General features: G+C 65.9%; 13 protein-coding genes and 1 tRNA gene. 7 read left to right on the forward strand and 7 right to left on the reverse strand.

The annotated features are described in order from the left end of the window. Nucleotides 1-28: 28 nt before the first annotated feature. The 6 genes from C2847_RS00555 (at nt 29) to C2847_RS00580 (ending at nt 3,936) form a co-directional block, all read left to right on the forward strand. Nucleotides 29-478, forward strand: a complete 450-nt coding sequence (locus tag C2847_RS00555) for a YbjN domain-containing protein (protein WP_105316541.1) — start codon at nt 29-31, stop codon at nt 476-478. 47 nt (nt 479-525) lie between these two features. Beyond that, a tRNA-Met gene (locus C2847_RS00560) sits at nt 526-602 on the forward strand. A 167-nt stretch (nt 603-769) separates the two neighbouring features. Then, on the forward strand, nt 770-2,092 hold the full coding sequence (miaB, locus tag C2847_RS00565) for a tRNA (N6-isopentenyl adenosine(37)-C2)-methylthiotransferase MiaB (protein ID WP_105316542.1): 1,323 nt from the start codon (nt 770-772) through the stop codon (nt 2,090-2,092). Nucleotides 2,093-2,101: 9 nt separating this feature from the next. Next, complete coding sequence (locus C2847_RS00570) at nt 2,102-2,437, forward strand: hypothetical protein (RefSeq protein WP_105316543.1); 336 nt, start codon at nt 2,102-2,104, stop codon at nt 2,435-2,437. A gap of 12 nt (nt 2,438-2,449) precedes the next feature. Continuing rightward, nucleotides 2,450-3,376, forward strand: coding sequence for an NAD(P)/FAD-dependent oxidoreductase (locus C2847_RS00575; RefSeq protein ID WP_105316544.1), 927 nt, complete (start codon nt 2,450-2,452; stop codon nt 3,374-3,376). 2 nt (nt 3,377-3,378) lie between these two features. After that, the gene (locus C2847_RS00580) at nt 3,379-3,936 is read left to right on the forward strand and encodes a molybdenum cofactor guanylyltransferase (protein ID WP_105316545.1); all 558 of its coding nucleotides are present in this window, start codon (nt 3,379-3,381) and stop codon (nt 3,934-3,936) included. Here the strand turns inward: C2847_RS00580 and C2847_RS00585 are convergent. From C2847_RS00585 to C2847_RS00610, 6 genes are read right to left on the reverse strand one after another with little or no spacing between them, the layout of a single operon-like run. Then, the gene (locus C2847_RS00585; protein ID WP_105316546.1) at nt 3,933-6,788 is read right to left on the reverse strand and encodes a hypothetical protein; all 2,856 of its coding nucleotides are present in this window, start codon (nt 6,786-6,788) and stop codon (nt 3,933-3,935) included. The two genes, C2847_RS00580 and C2847_RS00585, sit on opposite strands and share 4 nt — an antisense overlap. 3 nt (nt 6,789-6,791) lie before the next feature. Continuing rightward, on the reverse strand, nt 6,792-7,262 hold the full coding sequence (locus C2847_RS00590; RefSeq protein ID WP_105316547.1) for a hypothetical protein: 471 nt from the start codon (nt 7,260-7,262) through the stop codon (nt 6,792-6,794). Next, nucleotides 7,262-8,047 (reverse strand): P pilus assembly protein, chaperone PapD, encoded by a 786-nt coding sequence (locus C2847_RS00595; RefSeq protein ID WP_105316548.1) that lies wholly within the window; start codon nt 8,045-8,047, stop codon nt 7,262-7,264. Before C2847_RS00595 ends, C2847_RS00590 begins: the two co-directional genes overlap by 1 nt. A 58-nt stretch (nt 8,048-8,105) precedes the next feature. Then, a complete protein-coding gene (locus C2847_RS00600) occupies nt 8,106-8,783 on the reverse strand; it encodes a hypothetical protein (RefSeq protein WP_105316549.1) in 678 nt (225 codons plus the stop codon). Between the two features lie 11 nt (nt 8,784-8,794). Continuing rightward, nucleotides 8,795-9,532, reverse strand: coding sequence for a hypothetical protein (locus C2847_RS00605; RefSeq protein ID WP_105316550.1), 738 nt, complete (start codon nt 9,530-9,532; stop codon nt 8,795-8,797). Nucleotides 9,533-9,587: 55 nt separating this feature from the next. Beyond that, a complete protein-coding gene (locus tag C2847_RS00610; protein ID WP_164835592.1) occupies nt 9,588-10,379 on the reverse strand; it encodes a hypothetical protein in 792 nt (263 codons plus the stop codon). Between the two features lie 177 nt (nt 10,380-10,556). Here C2847_RS00610 and C2847_RS00615 point away from each other — a divergent pair, with 177 nt between their 5' ends. After that, entirely contained in the window at nt 10,557-12,251 is a 1,695-nt protein-coding gene (locus tag C2847_RS00615; protein WP_105316552.1) for a hypothetical protein, read from the forward strand. Here the strand turns inward: C2847_RS00615 and lon are convergent. Beyond that, nucleotides 12,248-14,635, reverse strand: a complete 2,388-nt coding sequence (lon, locus tag C2847_RS00620) for an endopeptidase La (protein WP_105316553.1) — start codon at nt 14,633-14,635, stop codon at nt 12,248-12,250. The genes C2847_RS00615 and lon overlap by 4 nt on opposite strands. Nucleotides 14,636-14,688: the final 53 nt, after the last annotated feature.

Genomic DNA, 14,688 nt, shown 5'->3' on the forward strand with positions numbered 1-14,688 from the left:
GGGCCCACCGGGACGGAAAAGGGGTTTTATGAGGATATGGCTGGCGGGATTGTTGTTTTGGGGATTGGCCTTGGGGCAGGCCCTGGTCAAGGGCTTGACCCCGGCCGAGGTGGAAGGGATTCTCAAGCAGGCGGGTTTTGCCTACGAAAAGACGGATGCCCAGGAGTTCCGTCTGGAGATGGCTGGCTTGACTAAGGTCTGGCTCTACCTGGACTACTGCCAGGAGGGGCGGTGCGGGGTCCTGACCCTAAGCGCCGGATTCACCCTGGACGAGGTGCCGGACCTCGAGGCCGTGAACGCCTGGAACCGGGACCGCCGCTTTAGCCGGGCCTTTTTGGACGAGGAGGGAACCGTGTGGGTGGAATCGGACCTGGACCTCACGGGAGGGGTGAGCTTAGGGGCGGTAAGGGCCTTCTTGGACCTTTTCGCCGAAGAGATCCTCCCCGGCTTCATGGATCACATCGGGTTTGAACCTTGACCGCTTGGGGGGCCTCCCCTAAGATGGGGATTGCCTGGTGCGCCCGTGGCGGCGTAGCTCAGGTGGTCAGAGCACACGACTCATAATCGTGGTGTCGTGGGTTCGAGTCCCACCGCCGCCACCAGCACCAGGACGCAAAGCTTCACCCCCCGGCCACGCTACCGGGGGGTGTGGCCTTTTGGGGGGCTCGAGGCTGAGGAATCCCGGGACGGAGGTTGGCCTTGAGGGTCTCGAGGTTGCTACACTGGAAACCACGGGGCCCGGGATCCCCCCGGCCGCCCCAGGAGGTTTATGCGCGCGTACATCATTACCTTCGGATGCCAGATGAACGAGTACGACTCCCACCTGGTGCAAAGCGAGCTGGTGAGCCTGGGATGGGAGCTGGTGGATTCGGTGGAGGAGGCGGACTTCGTCCTGGTGAACACCTGTGCGGTCCGCGGGAAGCCCGTGGAGAAGGTGCGCTCCCTTCTTGGTCAGCTTCGGAAGGAGAAGGAGAGGCGCGGGCTTCTCATCGGGCTCATGGGCTGCCTGGCCCAGCTGGACGAGGGTCAGCAGATGGCCCGGAAGTTTGGGGTGGATGTTCTCCTGGGCCCCGGGGCCCTCACCTCCTTGCCCGAGGCCTTGAAGGGTAACCAGCGCTTCTGGGACCTCACCTTCAAGGAAGATCTTTTGGACTACATCCCCCCGCCTCCCAAGGGGGCCCTTTCCGCCCACGTGACCATCATCCGGGGGTGCAACCACCACTGCACCTACTGCATCGTCCCCACCACCCGGGGCCCTGAGGTTTCCCGCCACCCGGACCTGATCCTGCAGGAGATCGAAACCCTGAAGAAGGCCGGGGTGGTGGAGGTGACCCTCCTCGGGCAGAACGTGAACTCCTACGGCAAGGACCAGCCGGGCTTCCCCTCCTTCGCCGAGCTCCTGAGGATGGTGGGGCAGATGGGCATCCCTAGGGTGCGCTTCCTCACCAGCCACCCCGTGAACTTCACCGACGACATCCTCGAGGCCATCGCCGAGACCCCTACCATCACCCGGTACATCCACCTGCCGGTGCAGTCTGGCTCGGACCGGGTGCTTAGGCGCATGGCCCGGGAGTACCGGCGGGCGCAGTACCTGGAACGGATCAGGAGGATCCGCGAGATCCTGCCGGACGCCGTCCTTTCCACGGACATCATCGTGGGCTTCCCCGGGGAGACGGAGGAGGACTTCCAGGAAACCCTCTCCCTCTACGACGAGGTGGGCTACGACCAAGCCTACATGTTCATCTACTCTCCTCGGCCCGGTACCCCCGCCTACAAGCACTTTCAGGACCTGCCCCGCGAGGTGAAAGTGGAAAGGCTCCAGCGCCTTATTGAAAAGCAGAAGGAGTGGAGCTACCGCCGCAACCTGGGGTGGGTGGGGAAGACCGTGGAGGTTCTGGTGCGGGGGGTGGCCAAGGAGGAAGGGTACGTGCAAGGGCACGACCGCGGGAACCATCCGGTGCTGGTTCCCGCCCACCAGGCTCCCACCCCGGGGCTCTACCAGGTGGAGATCAAGCAGGCTACCCCGCACCTGCTCTTTGGGGAGGTGGTGGGGGCCAGGGAGCCTGCACCCATCCCCTTGCCCGTGGCCTGAGGGGGCACCATGCGCCAGCTCTTCCTGCCCTTTAGCGGCGCCTTGGCCCTTTTCCTCCTTGTTTATGCGGCTTCTCGCTTCGCCCTTTGGGGGCTTGTCCTGGCAGCCTTTCTTGCCTATCTTCTGTATCTGGTTCTATTCCGCTGGCAGGGAAGGCTTTTGGCCAGGGGGCCTTCGCGGGCAGCCTTGGAGCGCCTGGCCATGAGGGAGGCCTGGCGGAAGGGGGGGGTCTTGCGCCCTGGAGACCTCAGCCCCTTTCTGCCGGAGGCCGAGGCCCGGGCTCTTTTGGAGGGCCTGGCGGCCAGGGGGTTGTGCCGGAGGGAGGGGGAAGGCTTTCGCTTCTGACCCCAGCACGGGATGAGGAAGGTGGAGGAAGCCGAGGCGGTGGTCCTGGGAGCCGGGGTGGCGGGGCTTACCGCCGCCTGGCTTCTCAAGGAAAGGGGCCTTAGGGTACGGGTGGTGGCCCAGAGCTTGGGGGAGGCAAGCCGGGTACCCGTGGCCCTGGTGAACCCCTTGCGGGGGAAGCGCTTTACCCTGGCGAGAAAGGGAGAGGAGGCCCTCGAGGCGGCCCTTCGCTTTTACAGCCGCTTCGTGTCCCTGCACCTGGGCGTCTATCGCCCGGTGCCGAAAGGGGAGAGGGAAAAGGTGGCGGCCCGACTTGGGGGGCTAAAGCATTCCTGGGAAGGAGAGGGGGTCCTTTTGGAAGAGGCCTTTTGGCTGGAGCCCAGACCCCTTCTGGAGAGGCTTGCGGAAGGGCTTTCCCTCCAGAGGGCCCGGGTTTTGGCCTGGGAGCCCCCCTATTTGGCCCTGGAGGGCGGGGGAAGAGTCCGGGGGGAGGTGCTGGTCTATGCGGGAGGAGGGCAGGGGGCTCATCTTTTGGGTCTTCCGGGCCGGTATATCCCGGGGCTGGTGCTCACCCTCTTGGACTATTTTCCCCGGGCCATCAGCTACCGGGTCTACCTGGCGGGAAGCGTCCTTGGGGGAAGCTACCTGCCCCACCAGGGCACCCCAGAGGCCCCGCCCCCCACGGAAGGGGAGGCGGAGTGGCTCCTCCAGGGGGCGGAAGCCCTTTTGGGCTACCGGCCAAAGGTGGCCTCGGCCTGGCGGGGAATGCGCTTCCGGCTGGATGGCCCTACCCTGCCTGGGGGCATGGAGCCCCCTGGGAGGGGCATTCCCTACCTCTTCCCTGTGGAGGGGGGCTTTGCCCTTACCGGCCTCGGCTCCACGGGGTTTCTTTATGCCCCGTGGCTGGGAGAAAGGCTCCTTTCGGCCTTAGGATGGTAGGCATGTACTCGGGGGCGGTGATCGCCGGGGGGCTTTCCCGCAGGTTCGGGGAGGACAAGGCCCTTTACCCCTATCGGGGAAAGCCCCTGATCCAGTGGGTTTTGGATAGCCTCCAGGAGGCGGGGGAGCGGTTCATCGTGGCCAGCCGGCCCTATCCTGGCTTTGGCGTGCCCGTGTATCCCGACCTGCTTCCGGGGGCGGATAGCCTTTCCGGCCTGCACTCCGCCCTCTTTCACGCCCGCTACCCCTGGGTGGCGGTGGCGGCCACGGACCTGCCCTTTCTGAGGCCGGAATACTGGGCTTTTCTCTATGAGCACGCCCTGGCCTCCCCTCACCCGGTGGTGGTGGCCTACAACCCAGAAGGCCACCTCGAGCCCCTCATGGCCTTCTACCACAAGGACTGCCTTCCCCAGGTGGAGCGGCAGATCCGTGAAGGGGATTTCCTCCTGAGGCGGGTGATGGAGGTGTTGGGGGCCACCTATATCCCAGCGGAGGAGGTGGTGGAGCGCTTCGGCGCCCAGGTCTTCCTGAACGCCAACCGCAAGGAGGAACTTCCCTAGTCCCGCACCCGGATGCGGGCGGTGTGAACCTGGCTCCCATCTAGGTAGAGTTCCAGCTCGTAGGCTCCCGGGGTCTTAGGGGCCAGGAGGGTGCCCCGGTAGGTGAAGTCGTCCACCTTCTCCAAGGGGACGATCAGAGGGCCTAGCCGCACCTCCACCCGGCTTGCCCGGCGGAGGAGGCGGGCCTCGAGGCGCACCTCTTCTCCCGGGTCCAGGAGGGCGGGGATGGCGAGGAGGGTGGCCAGGGGGCCAGGGCGCACGGTGAGGAGGGCAGTGGTTTCACTCCGCTCTCCTTGGCGCTCGGCCACCACCTTAACTTCCAAGGTCCCCTGCCCCTCCACCGGGAGATAGCCCCCGTGGATGCCCTCTCCCATGGGCTTCAAGGCCAAGGTGCGCCCACCCAGCTCAGCCCAGACCCGTTCTGGACTACCCTGGACCCGGGCCTCGAGGAAGAGCTCCGCCCCAGGGGGCAGGACCGTGGGCAGGGGCTTCAGGACCACCGCCAGAGTTTCCTCAGTGAGCGTGCGCACGACTTCCCGCACCACCGGCCTGGCGGCCAGGAGGACCTGGGGCAGGGGTCCGGGTTCCAGGGCCAGGGAAACTGGCTCCCCAGGCTCTTGCAACTTGTCCAGGCTGGCCGGGTCCAGACCCAGGGTGTAGTTTCCGGGGAGCAGGCTGCCCACCACGAAGACCCCCCTCCCGTCGGCTACAGCGATGCGAGACTCCGTTCCCCGGACCAGGACACGGGCGTAGGGCAAGGGAGGCTCCCCTTCGTCCTTGGCGCCGTTCCGGTTCTCGTCCAGGTAGACCTGCCCCATGAGACCCACCACCGTTTCCACGGGAAGGTCCAGGGGCAGGGTCTTCCCACGCTCCACCCGTACCTCCACCCGGCGTCGCAGGGCCAGGCTGGCCTCGAGACCCCCCACTGCCAACGGATAAGTTCCGGGGTAGAGCTCCAACCGGTAACGACCTTCCTGGTCCGCCACGGCTTCCAGGCTTCCCACCCGCACCTTAGCCCCGGGCAAAGGAGGTTCGTCCAAGGCCTTTACCCCGTCCCGGTTCCGGTCGTGGAAGACAATCCCTTCCACATTCCCCGTGGCCCGGCCGCCGAAGACCTGGACCACCGCCTCAGGGGTGTCAACCCCCCCCTTGACCTCCAAGGTACCCAGAGCTGTCACCAGGAACCCATTTCCCGTGTACCGGCCCTGGAGGCCCAAGCCCCAAGGCCCTTCCCGATAGGCTATGCCGAAGTTGCCCTCGAGCCGCTTTTGGTCCAGGTCGTATCCCAACCCCACTCCCCCCTCCAGAGGAGGAAAAGCCCCTTGGGCTAGGAGGAGAAGCCTACGGGTGTCGGTGGCACTATAGCCCAGCTGGAGGGCATAGTCCCGTTCCTTATAGGTGGCGTAGAGGCCCAGGTAGGGCCCCATGGGATTCCGCCCCAGGGTTCCCCCAAGCTCCAGACCCCCTTCTCGGTACCGGGCGGCCAGGCCCAGGACCAACCCCCCTTGGGTCCCTATCGTGCCGCTTAGGGAGAAGGGTTCCCCCAGGGGGCGGTAGGCCAGGGTATAGAGGAGGCCATAGGTGGTGGCTAGACGGAAGGTGAGGCTATGGGTGGTGGCCTCGTCCAGGCGTTGGCTAAGGGTGGACGAACCTTGCCAGGTTCCCCCTTCGTAAGCCAGCTCCCCCTTGAGGCCCAAGGGATCTTGGCTGCGGCTGGCTCCACCCAGGCGCAGCCTTAGGCCCTCCAGGTACTCCAGGCGCCCGGCAAAGCTCAGCTCCTGGTTTTCCAGCTTCACCTCGAGGCCCCCCCCAGCCCGCACCGCCTCGGGGTCGGCCCGGCGTTGGACCACCCCGTAGGGCATCAGGGTGAGCCCCCCCTCCCGGAAGGCATAGCCCAGACTGAAGCGCTGACCCAGGCCATTCAGGTGGGTGGCTAGCCGCAAGGGACCTTCTTCGTAGATTCCGCCCAAGCTCAGCCCGCCCCCAGCCCAGGCGGCGTAGCCTTGGAAGGGTCCGAGCCCCCCTTCCAAGCGGTAGACCCCGGGGTAGGCACGAAAGCCTAAGGAGAAGCCTTCTCCGAAGAGAAAAGCTTCCCCCGCAAGCCCTTCGGCCTTCAGGCCCAGGCTAGAACTCAACCGCACGTAGTCGGAAAGGGCTCCGCCCAGGGAAAAGGCCAGATTATACCCAAGTCCTTCCCGGCTATACCGGGTGGTGAGGCCAAAGCGGTAGAGCAGGGCCTGCCGGGAGAGTTTTTCTGCCCCAGCGAAGGGCTGGATGACGGTTTCTATGACCCCGTAGGCCCACGCCTTGGGATCCAGGCTCGAGCGGGCAAAGATCGTGGCCGTGTCCCGGTTGCGGCCCACGAGGCGTAGCTCCAGGCTCACCTCCTTGGCCTCCCCCGGGGCCAGTTCCAGAACCTCCTGGGAAAGCCGGTAGGGAAGAAGGCTTCGCACCTCGAGGCGCACCCGGTCCACGGCGTTGCCCGTGTTGCGTACGCTCAAGGTGTAGCTCAGGCTTTCCCCTTCTACGCCCTCGCCGCCAGGGGGAACCCTCAGCTCCACTCCTGCCCGTACCAGGATGCGCACCCGCACCGTGCGGGTCTCCCGGCTATCCTTAAGCACCAAAGGGTGTTCCCCCGCCAGGGCCTCCGGTCCCACCAGGAAGTTCAGTACCCCTTCCCCTACGACCTCTTGCGAGAGGAGGACGAGTCCTTTGGGCACTTCCACCGCCACCACTTCCCCTTCCCCCCGCACGGGCACGCTTAGGAAGCCTCCTTGCTGGGCTTCCAGGACCTCGGGGGCCTCGAGGGCCACCCCAAAGCCCAAAAGGAGGAGAAGGGCCAGGGCCCGCATGGCCTAAAGCCGGCTCAGGGTGAAAAGGAGGCTACCCCGGTATACGCCAGGCACCTCCCGTCCCGTGAGCACCAGCCGGAACTCCAGCACGTAGCTCTGGTAGCCCGGGGTGGGTCCGCTTCCCGTGAGGAGGACCACCTTGGGGCCCAAGGGAATCCAGGGGCCTCCGTTTAAGCGGTACTCCACCTGACCTGGAGGGATCTCCGCACCACCTTCCGCCAGGAGGGGCGTGGCCTCCACCTCCACGGCGAAGCCCCCTTGCAGGTTGGTGAAAAGCCGCAGGGTGAGGGGACCGGAAGGAGAGGTGGGGCCGTAGGCGAAGGGGAAGCTGGGGGGAGGGTAGTTTCCTTGGGCCAGGTCAAAGACCACCCCCTCCGCACTCAGGGAGAGGCTTGCTCCCTCGGGCAGGTTTACCCCGATGGGCACCTGGGCCAGGGCCGTGCCGAGGAGGAAAAGGAACACTAGGCTTCGCATCACCTCACCTCAATCCGCCCTTCCCCGGCAATGAGGCTCGGGCTCCCGTAGTCCAGAACCGCCAGCACCAGGTAGCGCCCCGGGGAGAGGGGCTTGTCCAGGGGGGCGGGAAGCTCGTGGGTGGCCCCGGGAAGGCTGGCGGTCTCCGGCACCTCCGCCCGGGCCACAGGCCGGCCCTGCAAGTCCCGCACCTCCACCCTCCCCTGGAGGCGCAGGAGGCCGGTACCGGTGTTCTGGAAGGAGAGGCGTATCTGGGCGGGACCTTCCTGGCCCTGCGGCAGGTAGCGGAAGCCCTGGATGCGCCCGGAACGGGTCACCTGGCCCACCTCCACGTAGACCACGTGCCCCACCCGGGTCTTCACCCGGATGCCCAGGCCCCCACCCTCCTGCCGGCCACCCGCTGGGGCGGACTCAAAGAAGACGATGCCCCAGTGGGTGCCGGACTGGGCCCCAGGGGGCACCTGTACCGTGTAGCGCACCTCCTGGGTGGCCTGGGGCTGGAGGAGGAAGGTGAGAGGGCTCACGGAAAGCCAACGGGTGAGGGAGCGGGGATGGCTTCCGGGGTCCAAGTAGAGGGGCCTGCCGTCCGCCTGGAGGAGGACGTCCTGCAACACCACCTCCACCCGCAGGGTGCCGCTTCGCCCCGGGTGGTCCACCACGATGCTTCCCGTGAGGCTAGCACCGGGGGTGGCGGGGTAGAGGGCCCGGGGAGGGCTTACACCCACCCCGGTCTGGGCTTGGGTCGTAGCCAGGAGTAGGGCGAGCAGGGGAAGGGTTTTTCTCATAACTGGATTCTAGCGGGTAAAAGGCCGCCCCCGGAACCCCGGGGGCGGCCCTTAGGCCTTAGAGGGCTGCCAGCTGGAAGAGGAAGTTGAACTGGTAGATGCCTGCCACCTCGGAGCCGTCGAACCAGAAGGCCTCAATGATGATGTCGTCCAACCAGCCGGGGAGGCGCTTGTTTAGCACCTTCAGGAGCTCGAGGGGCTGACCCGTGTCCTGGCCGTTGAACTGAACGAACTTGGAGTGGTTGAGGTCGGGAGCCTTGTCCACTACCCCACCCTGGCCGTAGGTGGGCCCACCCATGGTCCGGGTCACCTTGAGGTCCAGCTCGCAGCCGTCCCCGTTGTTGCAGAACTTCTGCAACACCTTCTGGTTGAGGCAGATGAGGGTGCCTTTCTCGCCTGGGTCGATCACGCCGTTGCCGTTCAGGTCCTTGATGGCGGGGTAGGTGCCGATGGGGGCAAACACCCCTGCCAGGGCGTCTTGAATGGCCTGTTCCAAGGTGCCCCCATACCCCTTGGGCACCAGGTAGCACCCCTCCCCGTTCTGCCCGGGAAGGGGGTTAGTCAGGTCCACGATCCACTCGTCCTCAGTGAGGTGCAGGGCCACCCGCTGGGGGATGGTGAGATTGATGCGCTCGGTGACGCTGGCCTGCTGGTCCCCCACGTTCCACTCCTCCCCACCACTGGCCAAAGCCAGGCCGAGGAGCAGGCTAACCATCAGCAAAGCGAGCTTCCGCATGGCTCACCTCCTTAGAGACCTGCCAGGGTGAAGGTGACGTCGATGGTGTAGGTGCCGTCCAGCTCAGAGCCGTCAAACCAGAAGCCCTCCACGATCAGGTCGTCCAGCCAGCCGCCTGTAGGGCCAGGGTCCTGGGCCACCACGTGGGGGCCATAGGGCAGGCTGTCGGTGGAAAACCCACCCATGGGCACGTAGTTGATAAGGTCCGCCAAGCCGAAGTAGCCGAAGCCGCTGGTCGGGGTTCCCGTCACGGACACGCTGAGCTGCCAGCCATCGGGGTCGTTGGAGAACTTCTGCAGAACCTTGTGGTTCACGCAGATGAGCGTGCCTTTTTCGTCATCTGAGAGCTTTCCATCACCGTTGTAGTCCTTGGCCGCAGGGTAGGTGCCGATGGGACGGAAGACGCCACCGCTCAGTGTGTAGTTGATGAGATCCTGGCGGGTCTTCACCGCCTTGGGCACCAGGTAGCACCCTTCCGCGGGGGGCCGGGGGTTTTGGGGATAAAAGACGTAGGGCCCCGGTGCTGCAGGGGGGTTATTCAGGTTGAGATTCCACTCGTCCTCGGTGAGATGCAGGGCGTAGCGGGGCGGGATGATGACCTTCACCTTCTCCTTCACCGCCGCCTGGACGTGGTTTTCATCCCAGAGCTCTTCCACATTTCCGTCCAGGTCGCCTTCCGAGGGGAAGTTCACCTGGGCGTAGCCCACCGCCAGGGCCAAGGTCAAAGCCGCGATCCACCACTTCCTCATGGTCTCCTCCTAACCATCCTCGAACCGCCTAAAAAAGCCTCATGCCGGAAAGCCTTTATAGGAGCGTAAGGGTGTAGACCAGCCAGCCCTCGTACTCTCCTGGGGCCTCGGAGCCGTCCAGCCGGAGCTTGATGCCCAGGGTGACGGACTGCCAGCCGCCGGGGTGGTCGGTGACCTCCTCCAGGAGCACCCCGCCATCCGGGCCGGGAGGGGCCGGGCAGATGTGGGAGGGGGGGCGGTCCCAGTCCGGGTGGTAGGCCAGGCACTTCCAATGGGGGGTGGGCGGAACGCCACCCCGTCCCGTGAGGATGGAGTGCATGGCGAAGTGGCTGGCGTCCAGTACCCGTCCTTCCGGACTGGCGGGTTCGGTTTCAAAGGCCGCGGAAAGCGCCCAGTGCCGCCTTTGGGTGAAGACGTGCAGGCGCATGGAGGGGTGGGTGAAGTACTGGGGGAAGCGCTTGGACCCGGGGACCACCCGACCTTCCCCGTCCAGGAGGAGGGGGGGGTAGGGCCGTCCGTCCTCGTCCAGGAAGCGGCCATTCCCACCGTAAAACCCTGTGCAGTGGGGAGGCACAGGGCCTAGGGTGGCGCACCGGAGGTCAAAGACCACCACCGGATCCCGCAGGCAGAGGGTGGGGTCGCGGGGGTTCCGGGGACAGTAAGGGGGCTGGTTGGGGTTTCCCCCACCCCCTCTACCCACCCACAGGGGGCCCGCCACCCTTCCCCCTACCGCTGGGGGCTCCAGGATGAGGGCTGCGCGCTCAGGAATCCTCACTTCCAGCCACACGGAGGCTTGGGGGCCTACTGCTCCCAACAAAAGGGGCAGGGCGAACGCCAAGCCTACCATCCCAAGCCTCACCGTCCCACCTCCTTTCCACGAGCACCCTAGCAGGAGCATCGTTAAAGCCTCGTGAACTAAGGATCCGCCCTTTTGACAGATTTTTCATGGGGAAGCGTTAAACTGAAAGCAAGACGGGCTCATGCCTTTAACATCCTCTTAACGTTTTCCTTAACGGAGGCCTGGATGGCAAGGAAGGTGCGGCTTCCCCTTTACGGCCCTGCCCAGGCGGAGGGGCCCCTGGGACCCCTCCCCGTGCGGCGCAAGGCCTTGGGTATCCTTTACTACCTAGCCCTCGAGGGGCCCACCCGCCGGGAGAAGCTGGCCGACCTCCTTTGGGGCCATGGGGCCGCCTCGCAAAACCTCCGGGTGGAGCTCACCCACCTCCGGGGGTTTTTCGGAAGGGAGGCCTTTAGAGGCAGGGTCTTGGAGCTTCCCCCCGGGGTGGAGCTGGACCAGACCCCTGGGGCAAATGAGGTAATGGAGGGCCTCGAGGACCTCTCCCCCGAGTTCACCGGGTGGCTGCAGGGGGTTAGGGCGCGCCTGGCGGTTCCCAAGGAAGCTTTACCGATTCCGGAAAGGCTCAAGGAGGTGCGCCCTCCGGCCCTGGTGGTGCTGGTAGGACCGCCGGGGTCCGGCCGTAGGGCCCTGGCACGGTCCCTGGCTGAACGCCTGGGCCTTCCTTTCCGGGATGGGCTAGGAAGCAGCTCCGGGGTCTTTTACCTGAGCGATCCCCTCCCCAGCAAGGAAGAGGCGCTCAGGCTCCGCCCTACCCCGGGCCAAGTCCTGGTAGTGGCCCGTAGCGCCTTTGGCGAGGACCCCTCGTTCCTGCTGGCCCTACGGACCCGGTTTCCGGCGGAGATCACCCGGGTCCTTCAGGTGCCGCGGCTGGGCTGGGGCGAGGTGCGGAGGGCGTACTTGCGGAACCTCCCCTTTGAGCGGGCGGCCCGCTTCTACCTCGAAAGCGGTGGCCGTCCCGAGATCCTTAGGGAACTCCTGGCCCTAGACGACCCCGAGGCCTTGCCCCAGCGGGTGCGGGCCATGGTGGCCCTCGAGGCCCGCCACCTTCCCGAGGAGGCCCGTAGGGCCCTAGAAGTCTTGTCGCTCCACCCTGGACCCTTTCCCCCGGAGATGGCAGAGGCCATGGGGGTGGAAGCCCAAGTGGGCGAGCTGGAACGTCGGGGGTGGTTGCTCTTTGTGGAGGGGCGCTACCGCTGGGCGGAACCCCAGTTCCGCCGCTACCTGTCTTCGGGCACCGCTCCAGGCGAAAGGCTCAGGCTCCATAGGCGCCTAGCGGACTTTTTCCGGGATGTGGGGGATCTGGTGGCGGAGGCCTACCACCGCTGGGCGAGCGGGCAACCCCTAGAACCCGGAAGGTGGTCCAGGTCTTTGGTGGGATGGCGCCGCTTCATGGCTGACCCCACCTTTCCGCGGACTGGGTTTCCGCTCCCCGAGGTGCTGATGGGGCTGGGCTCCCCCTTGGCTTTGGACGACCTTCCCGAGGAGCTGGAGCTGGTTTCCTGGGACGGGGAAGCGGTGGAGGTGTCCTTGGTGCTGGATGGGCCGGCGGTGGTGCACCTGGAGGGGCAGGTCTACCAGCGCTTGCCCCTGGGCATGGGCGTAGACACCCAGGCCTTTCCCTTCCGCCTGTTCTTCGGGGACAAAGGGGTCTACTTCCTGCCCTCAGAGGTTAAGGCGCGCTACTTCTGGGGGGCGGTGTTTCCCCAAAACCCACTGGACTATCTGTTTTTTCTTCTCCCCGGTATCTACCACCTGGGCCTAGGCACGCAGGGCCTGGCGGTCCTAACCCTGAAAGCCTACCGCCCAGCTTCGGGCACCACGCGCGTGCTTGCCCCGCTAGGGCAGCTGGTGGAGGTTTAGGCACCGGCGCCGGGCTGGGGTCGTTCGGCTGGGCTTACGGGCGGTGGGGTGAGAGGCAAGAGGAGGAGCCGAAGTACCTCGCCCACCTCCTCCACGAAGGTAATCTCCAGATCCTTGAGGATCTCCTCCGGCACCTCCTTGAGCTCGGGTTCGTTCTCCTTGGGCAGGACCACCCGGTAGATGCCCGCCTGGTGGGCGGCAAGGAGCTTTTCCTTTACCCCGCCGATGGGGAGGACCCGGCCCCTCAGGGTGACCTCCCCGGTCATGGCCACGTCCATGCGCACGGGGCGGCCCGTAAGGGCGCTGGCCAGGGCGGTGGCTATGGTGATGCCCGCGGAGGGGCCATCCTTGGGGGTGGCCCCTTCTGGCACGTGGATGTGCAGGTCAAGGTCCTTGTGGAAGCCCTCGGGCAGGCCCCACTCCTCCCGGTGGGCCCGCAGGTAGGTGAGGGCGGCGTGGGCCGACTCCTTCATCACCTCGCCCAGGTTCCCCGTGAGGTTCACCTTGCCCGTGCCCGGCACGGCCACGGCCTCGATGGTGAGGAGGGTACCCCCGTAGGGGGTCCAGGCCAGGCCCTGGGCGGCCCCCACCTGGGGGGCCTTCTCCGCCCGGTCGGGTCGGTACTTGGGCACGCCCAGGTAGGCCTCGAGGTCCTGGGCGTCCACCAGCCGCACCCCCTCCCAAGGGCTTTCCAGGTAGTCCTTGGCCGCCTTGCGGGCCACCTTGGAAAGCTCCCGGTCCAGGTTGCGCACCCCCGCCTCCCGAGTGTACTCCTGCACGATGCGGTCTATGGCCCGGTCGGTGATCTCCAGTTTGCCCTCGAGGCCTGCTTCCTTCACCTGGAAGGGCCAGCGGAAGTGGCGGGCTATTGAGCGCTTCTCCGGCAGGGTGTAGCCGGGGATCTCAATGACCTCCATCCGGTCCAGAAGGGGCTTGGGAATGGTGCTTAGGGTGTTGGCGGTGGTGATGAAGAAGACCTTGGAGAGGTCGTAGGGAACATCCAGGTAATGGTCGGTGAAGGTGTGGTTCTGCTCGGGGTCCAGGACCTCCAGAAGGGCCGAGGCCGGGTCCCCCCGCCAGTCGGAGGCAAGCTTGTCTATTTCGTCCAGGAGGAAGACGGGGTTCACCACCCCCACCTGCCGCATCCCCTGGATGATCTTGCCGGGAAGGGCCCCGATGTAGGTGCGGCGGTGGCCCCTTATTTCCGCCTCGTCCCGCACCCCGCCCAAGGAGATGCGGTGGAATTTGCGGTTCATGCTGCGGGCGATGCTCTTGCCCAAGGAGGTCTTGCCCACCCCCGGGGGCCCCACGAAGCAGAGGATGGGGGCATGGCCCCGCACCTCGCGGCCCTGGGTGAGCTGGCGTACCGCCAAGTACTCCAGGATGCGCTCCTTCACGTCCTTGAGGCCGTAGTGGTCCTCGTCCAGCACCCGCTTGGTGACGGCGATGTCCAGCACCTCGGGGTCGGCCTCGGTCCAGGGCACGTCCAGGAGCCAGTCCAGGTAGGTGCGGCTCACGGTGGCCTCGGGGGAACCGGGCTGCATGCGCTCCAGGCGCTTCAGCTCCTTCAGGGCCTTTTCCTTGACCCCCTCGGGCATGCCCTTTTTCTCGATGCGCTCCCGGAGCTCCTCGATTTCGCTTAAGAAGTCCTCCCCGCCCCCGAGCTCCTTCTGGATGGCTTTCATCTGCTCCCGGAGGTAGTACTCCCGCTGGTTCTGGTCCATCTGCTCCTTGACCCGGGCGGCGATCTTCTTGTCCAACTCAAAGCGCTCTAGATCGCGAAGAAGGAGGGCCAGAACCTTTTTAAGCCTTTCCTCCACCTCCGGGGTTTCCAGAAGGGCCTGCTTCTCCTGAAGGTCCCAGGTGGCGTGGTGGGCGATGAGGTCCGCCAGGATGGCGGGGTCCAGGGTGCTCTTAACCGCTTCCTGCTGGTAGCGGTCCAGGCGCAGGGTTTTGTGGTTCTGCAGGTAGCGCTCAAAGGCTTCCTGCACCTCGTTCACCAGGACCCGGGCGAGGCTTGGGTCCTGCAGGGGAGGCTCGGACAACACTTCTCCCACGGCCCTCAGGTAGGGGGCGGCCACGTAGGAGACCAGGCGGGCCCGGTTCCTGGCCTCCACCATCACCTGCAGAGTGCCGTCGGGCAGCCGCATGGCCTGCTTGACCACCGCCAAGGTTCCCACCGCAAAGAGGTCCTCAGGGGTGGGGTCGTCCACCTCCGGGTCCTTTTGGGTGACCAGGAAGATGTAGCGATCGGCGTTCAGGGCTTCCTCCACCGCCCTTTTGCTCTTGGGGCGGCCCACGTCCACCCCGGTGGTGGTGTGGGGGAGGATCACGGTGTTCCTCAGGGGAAGTACGGGAAGTTCCAGGCGCAAGACGTCCTTCATCTACCCTCCATGATAAGGGTTCCCCCGGGGCCAAAGGCACCCGGGGGCACAAA

Source organism: Thermus tenuipuniceus (genome assembly GCF_002964845.1).
Lineage (GTDB): Bacteria > Deinococcota > Deinococci > Deinococcales > Thermaceae > Thermus > Thermus tenuipuniceus.

Coding starts and splice junctions, on each gene's coding strand:
- C2847_RS00555 (WP_105316541.1), top strand. CDS start 29: ATGAGGATATGGCTGGCGGGATTGTTGTTTTGGGGATTGGCCTTGGGG.
- miaB (WP_105316542.1), top strand. CDS start 770: ATGCGCGCGTACATCATTACCTTCGGATGCCAGATGAACGAGTACGAC.
- C2847_RS00570 (WP_105316543.1), top strand. CDS start 2,102: ATGCGCCAGCTCTTCCTGCCCTTTAGCGGCGCCTTGGCCCTTTTCCTC.
- C2847_RS00575 (WP_105316544.1), top strand. CDS start 2,450: ATGAGGAAGGTGGAGGAAGCCGAGGCGGTGGTCCTGGGAGCCGGGGTG.
- C2847_RS00580 (WP_105316545.1), top strand. CDS start 3,379: ATGTACTCGGGGGCGGTGATCGCCGGGGGGCTTTCCCGCAGGTTCGGG.
- C2847_RS00585 (WP_105316546.1), bottom strand. CDS start 6,788: ATGCGGGCCCTGGCCCTTCTCCTCCTTTTGGGCTTTGGGGTGGCCCTC.
- C2847_RS00590 (WP_105316547.1), bottom strand. CDS start 7,262: ATGCGAAGCCTAGTGTTCCTTTTCCTCCTCGGCACGGCCCTGGCCCAG.
- C2847_RS00595 (WP_105316548.1), bottom strand. CDS start 8,047: ATGAGAAAAACCCTTCCCCTGCTCGCCCTACTCCTGGCTACGACCCAA.
- C2847_RS00600 (WP_105316549.1), bottom strand. CDS start 8,783: ATGCGGAAGCTCGCTTTGCTGATGGTTAGCCTGCTCCTCGGCCTGGCT.
- C2847_RS00605 (WP_105316550.1), bottom strand. CDS start 9,532: ATGAGGAAGTGGTGGATCGCGGCTTTGACCTTGGCCCTGGCGGTGGGC.
- C2847_RS00610 (WP_164835592.1), bottom strand. CDS start 10,379: ATGGTAGGCTTGGCGTTCGCCCTGCCCCTTTTGTTGGGAGCAGTAGGC.
- C2847_RS00615 (WP_105316552.1), top strand. CDS start 10,557: ATGGCAAGGAAGGTGCGGCTTCCCCTTTACGGCCCTGCCCAGGCGGAG.
- lon (WP_105316553.1), bottom strand. CDS start 14,635: ATGAAGGACGTCTTGCGCCTGGAACTTCCCGTACTTCCCCTGAGGAAC.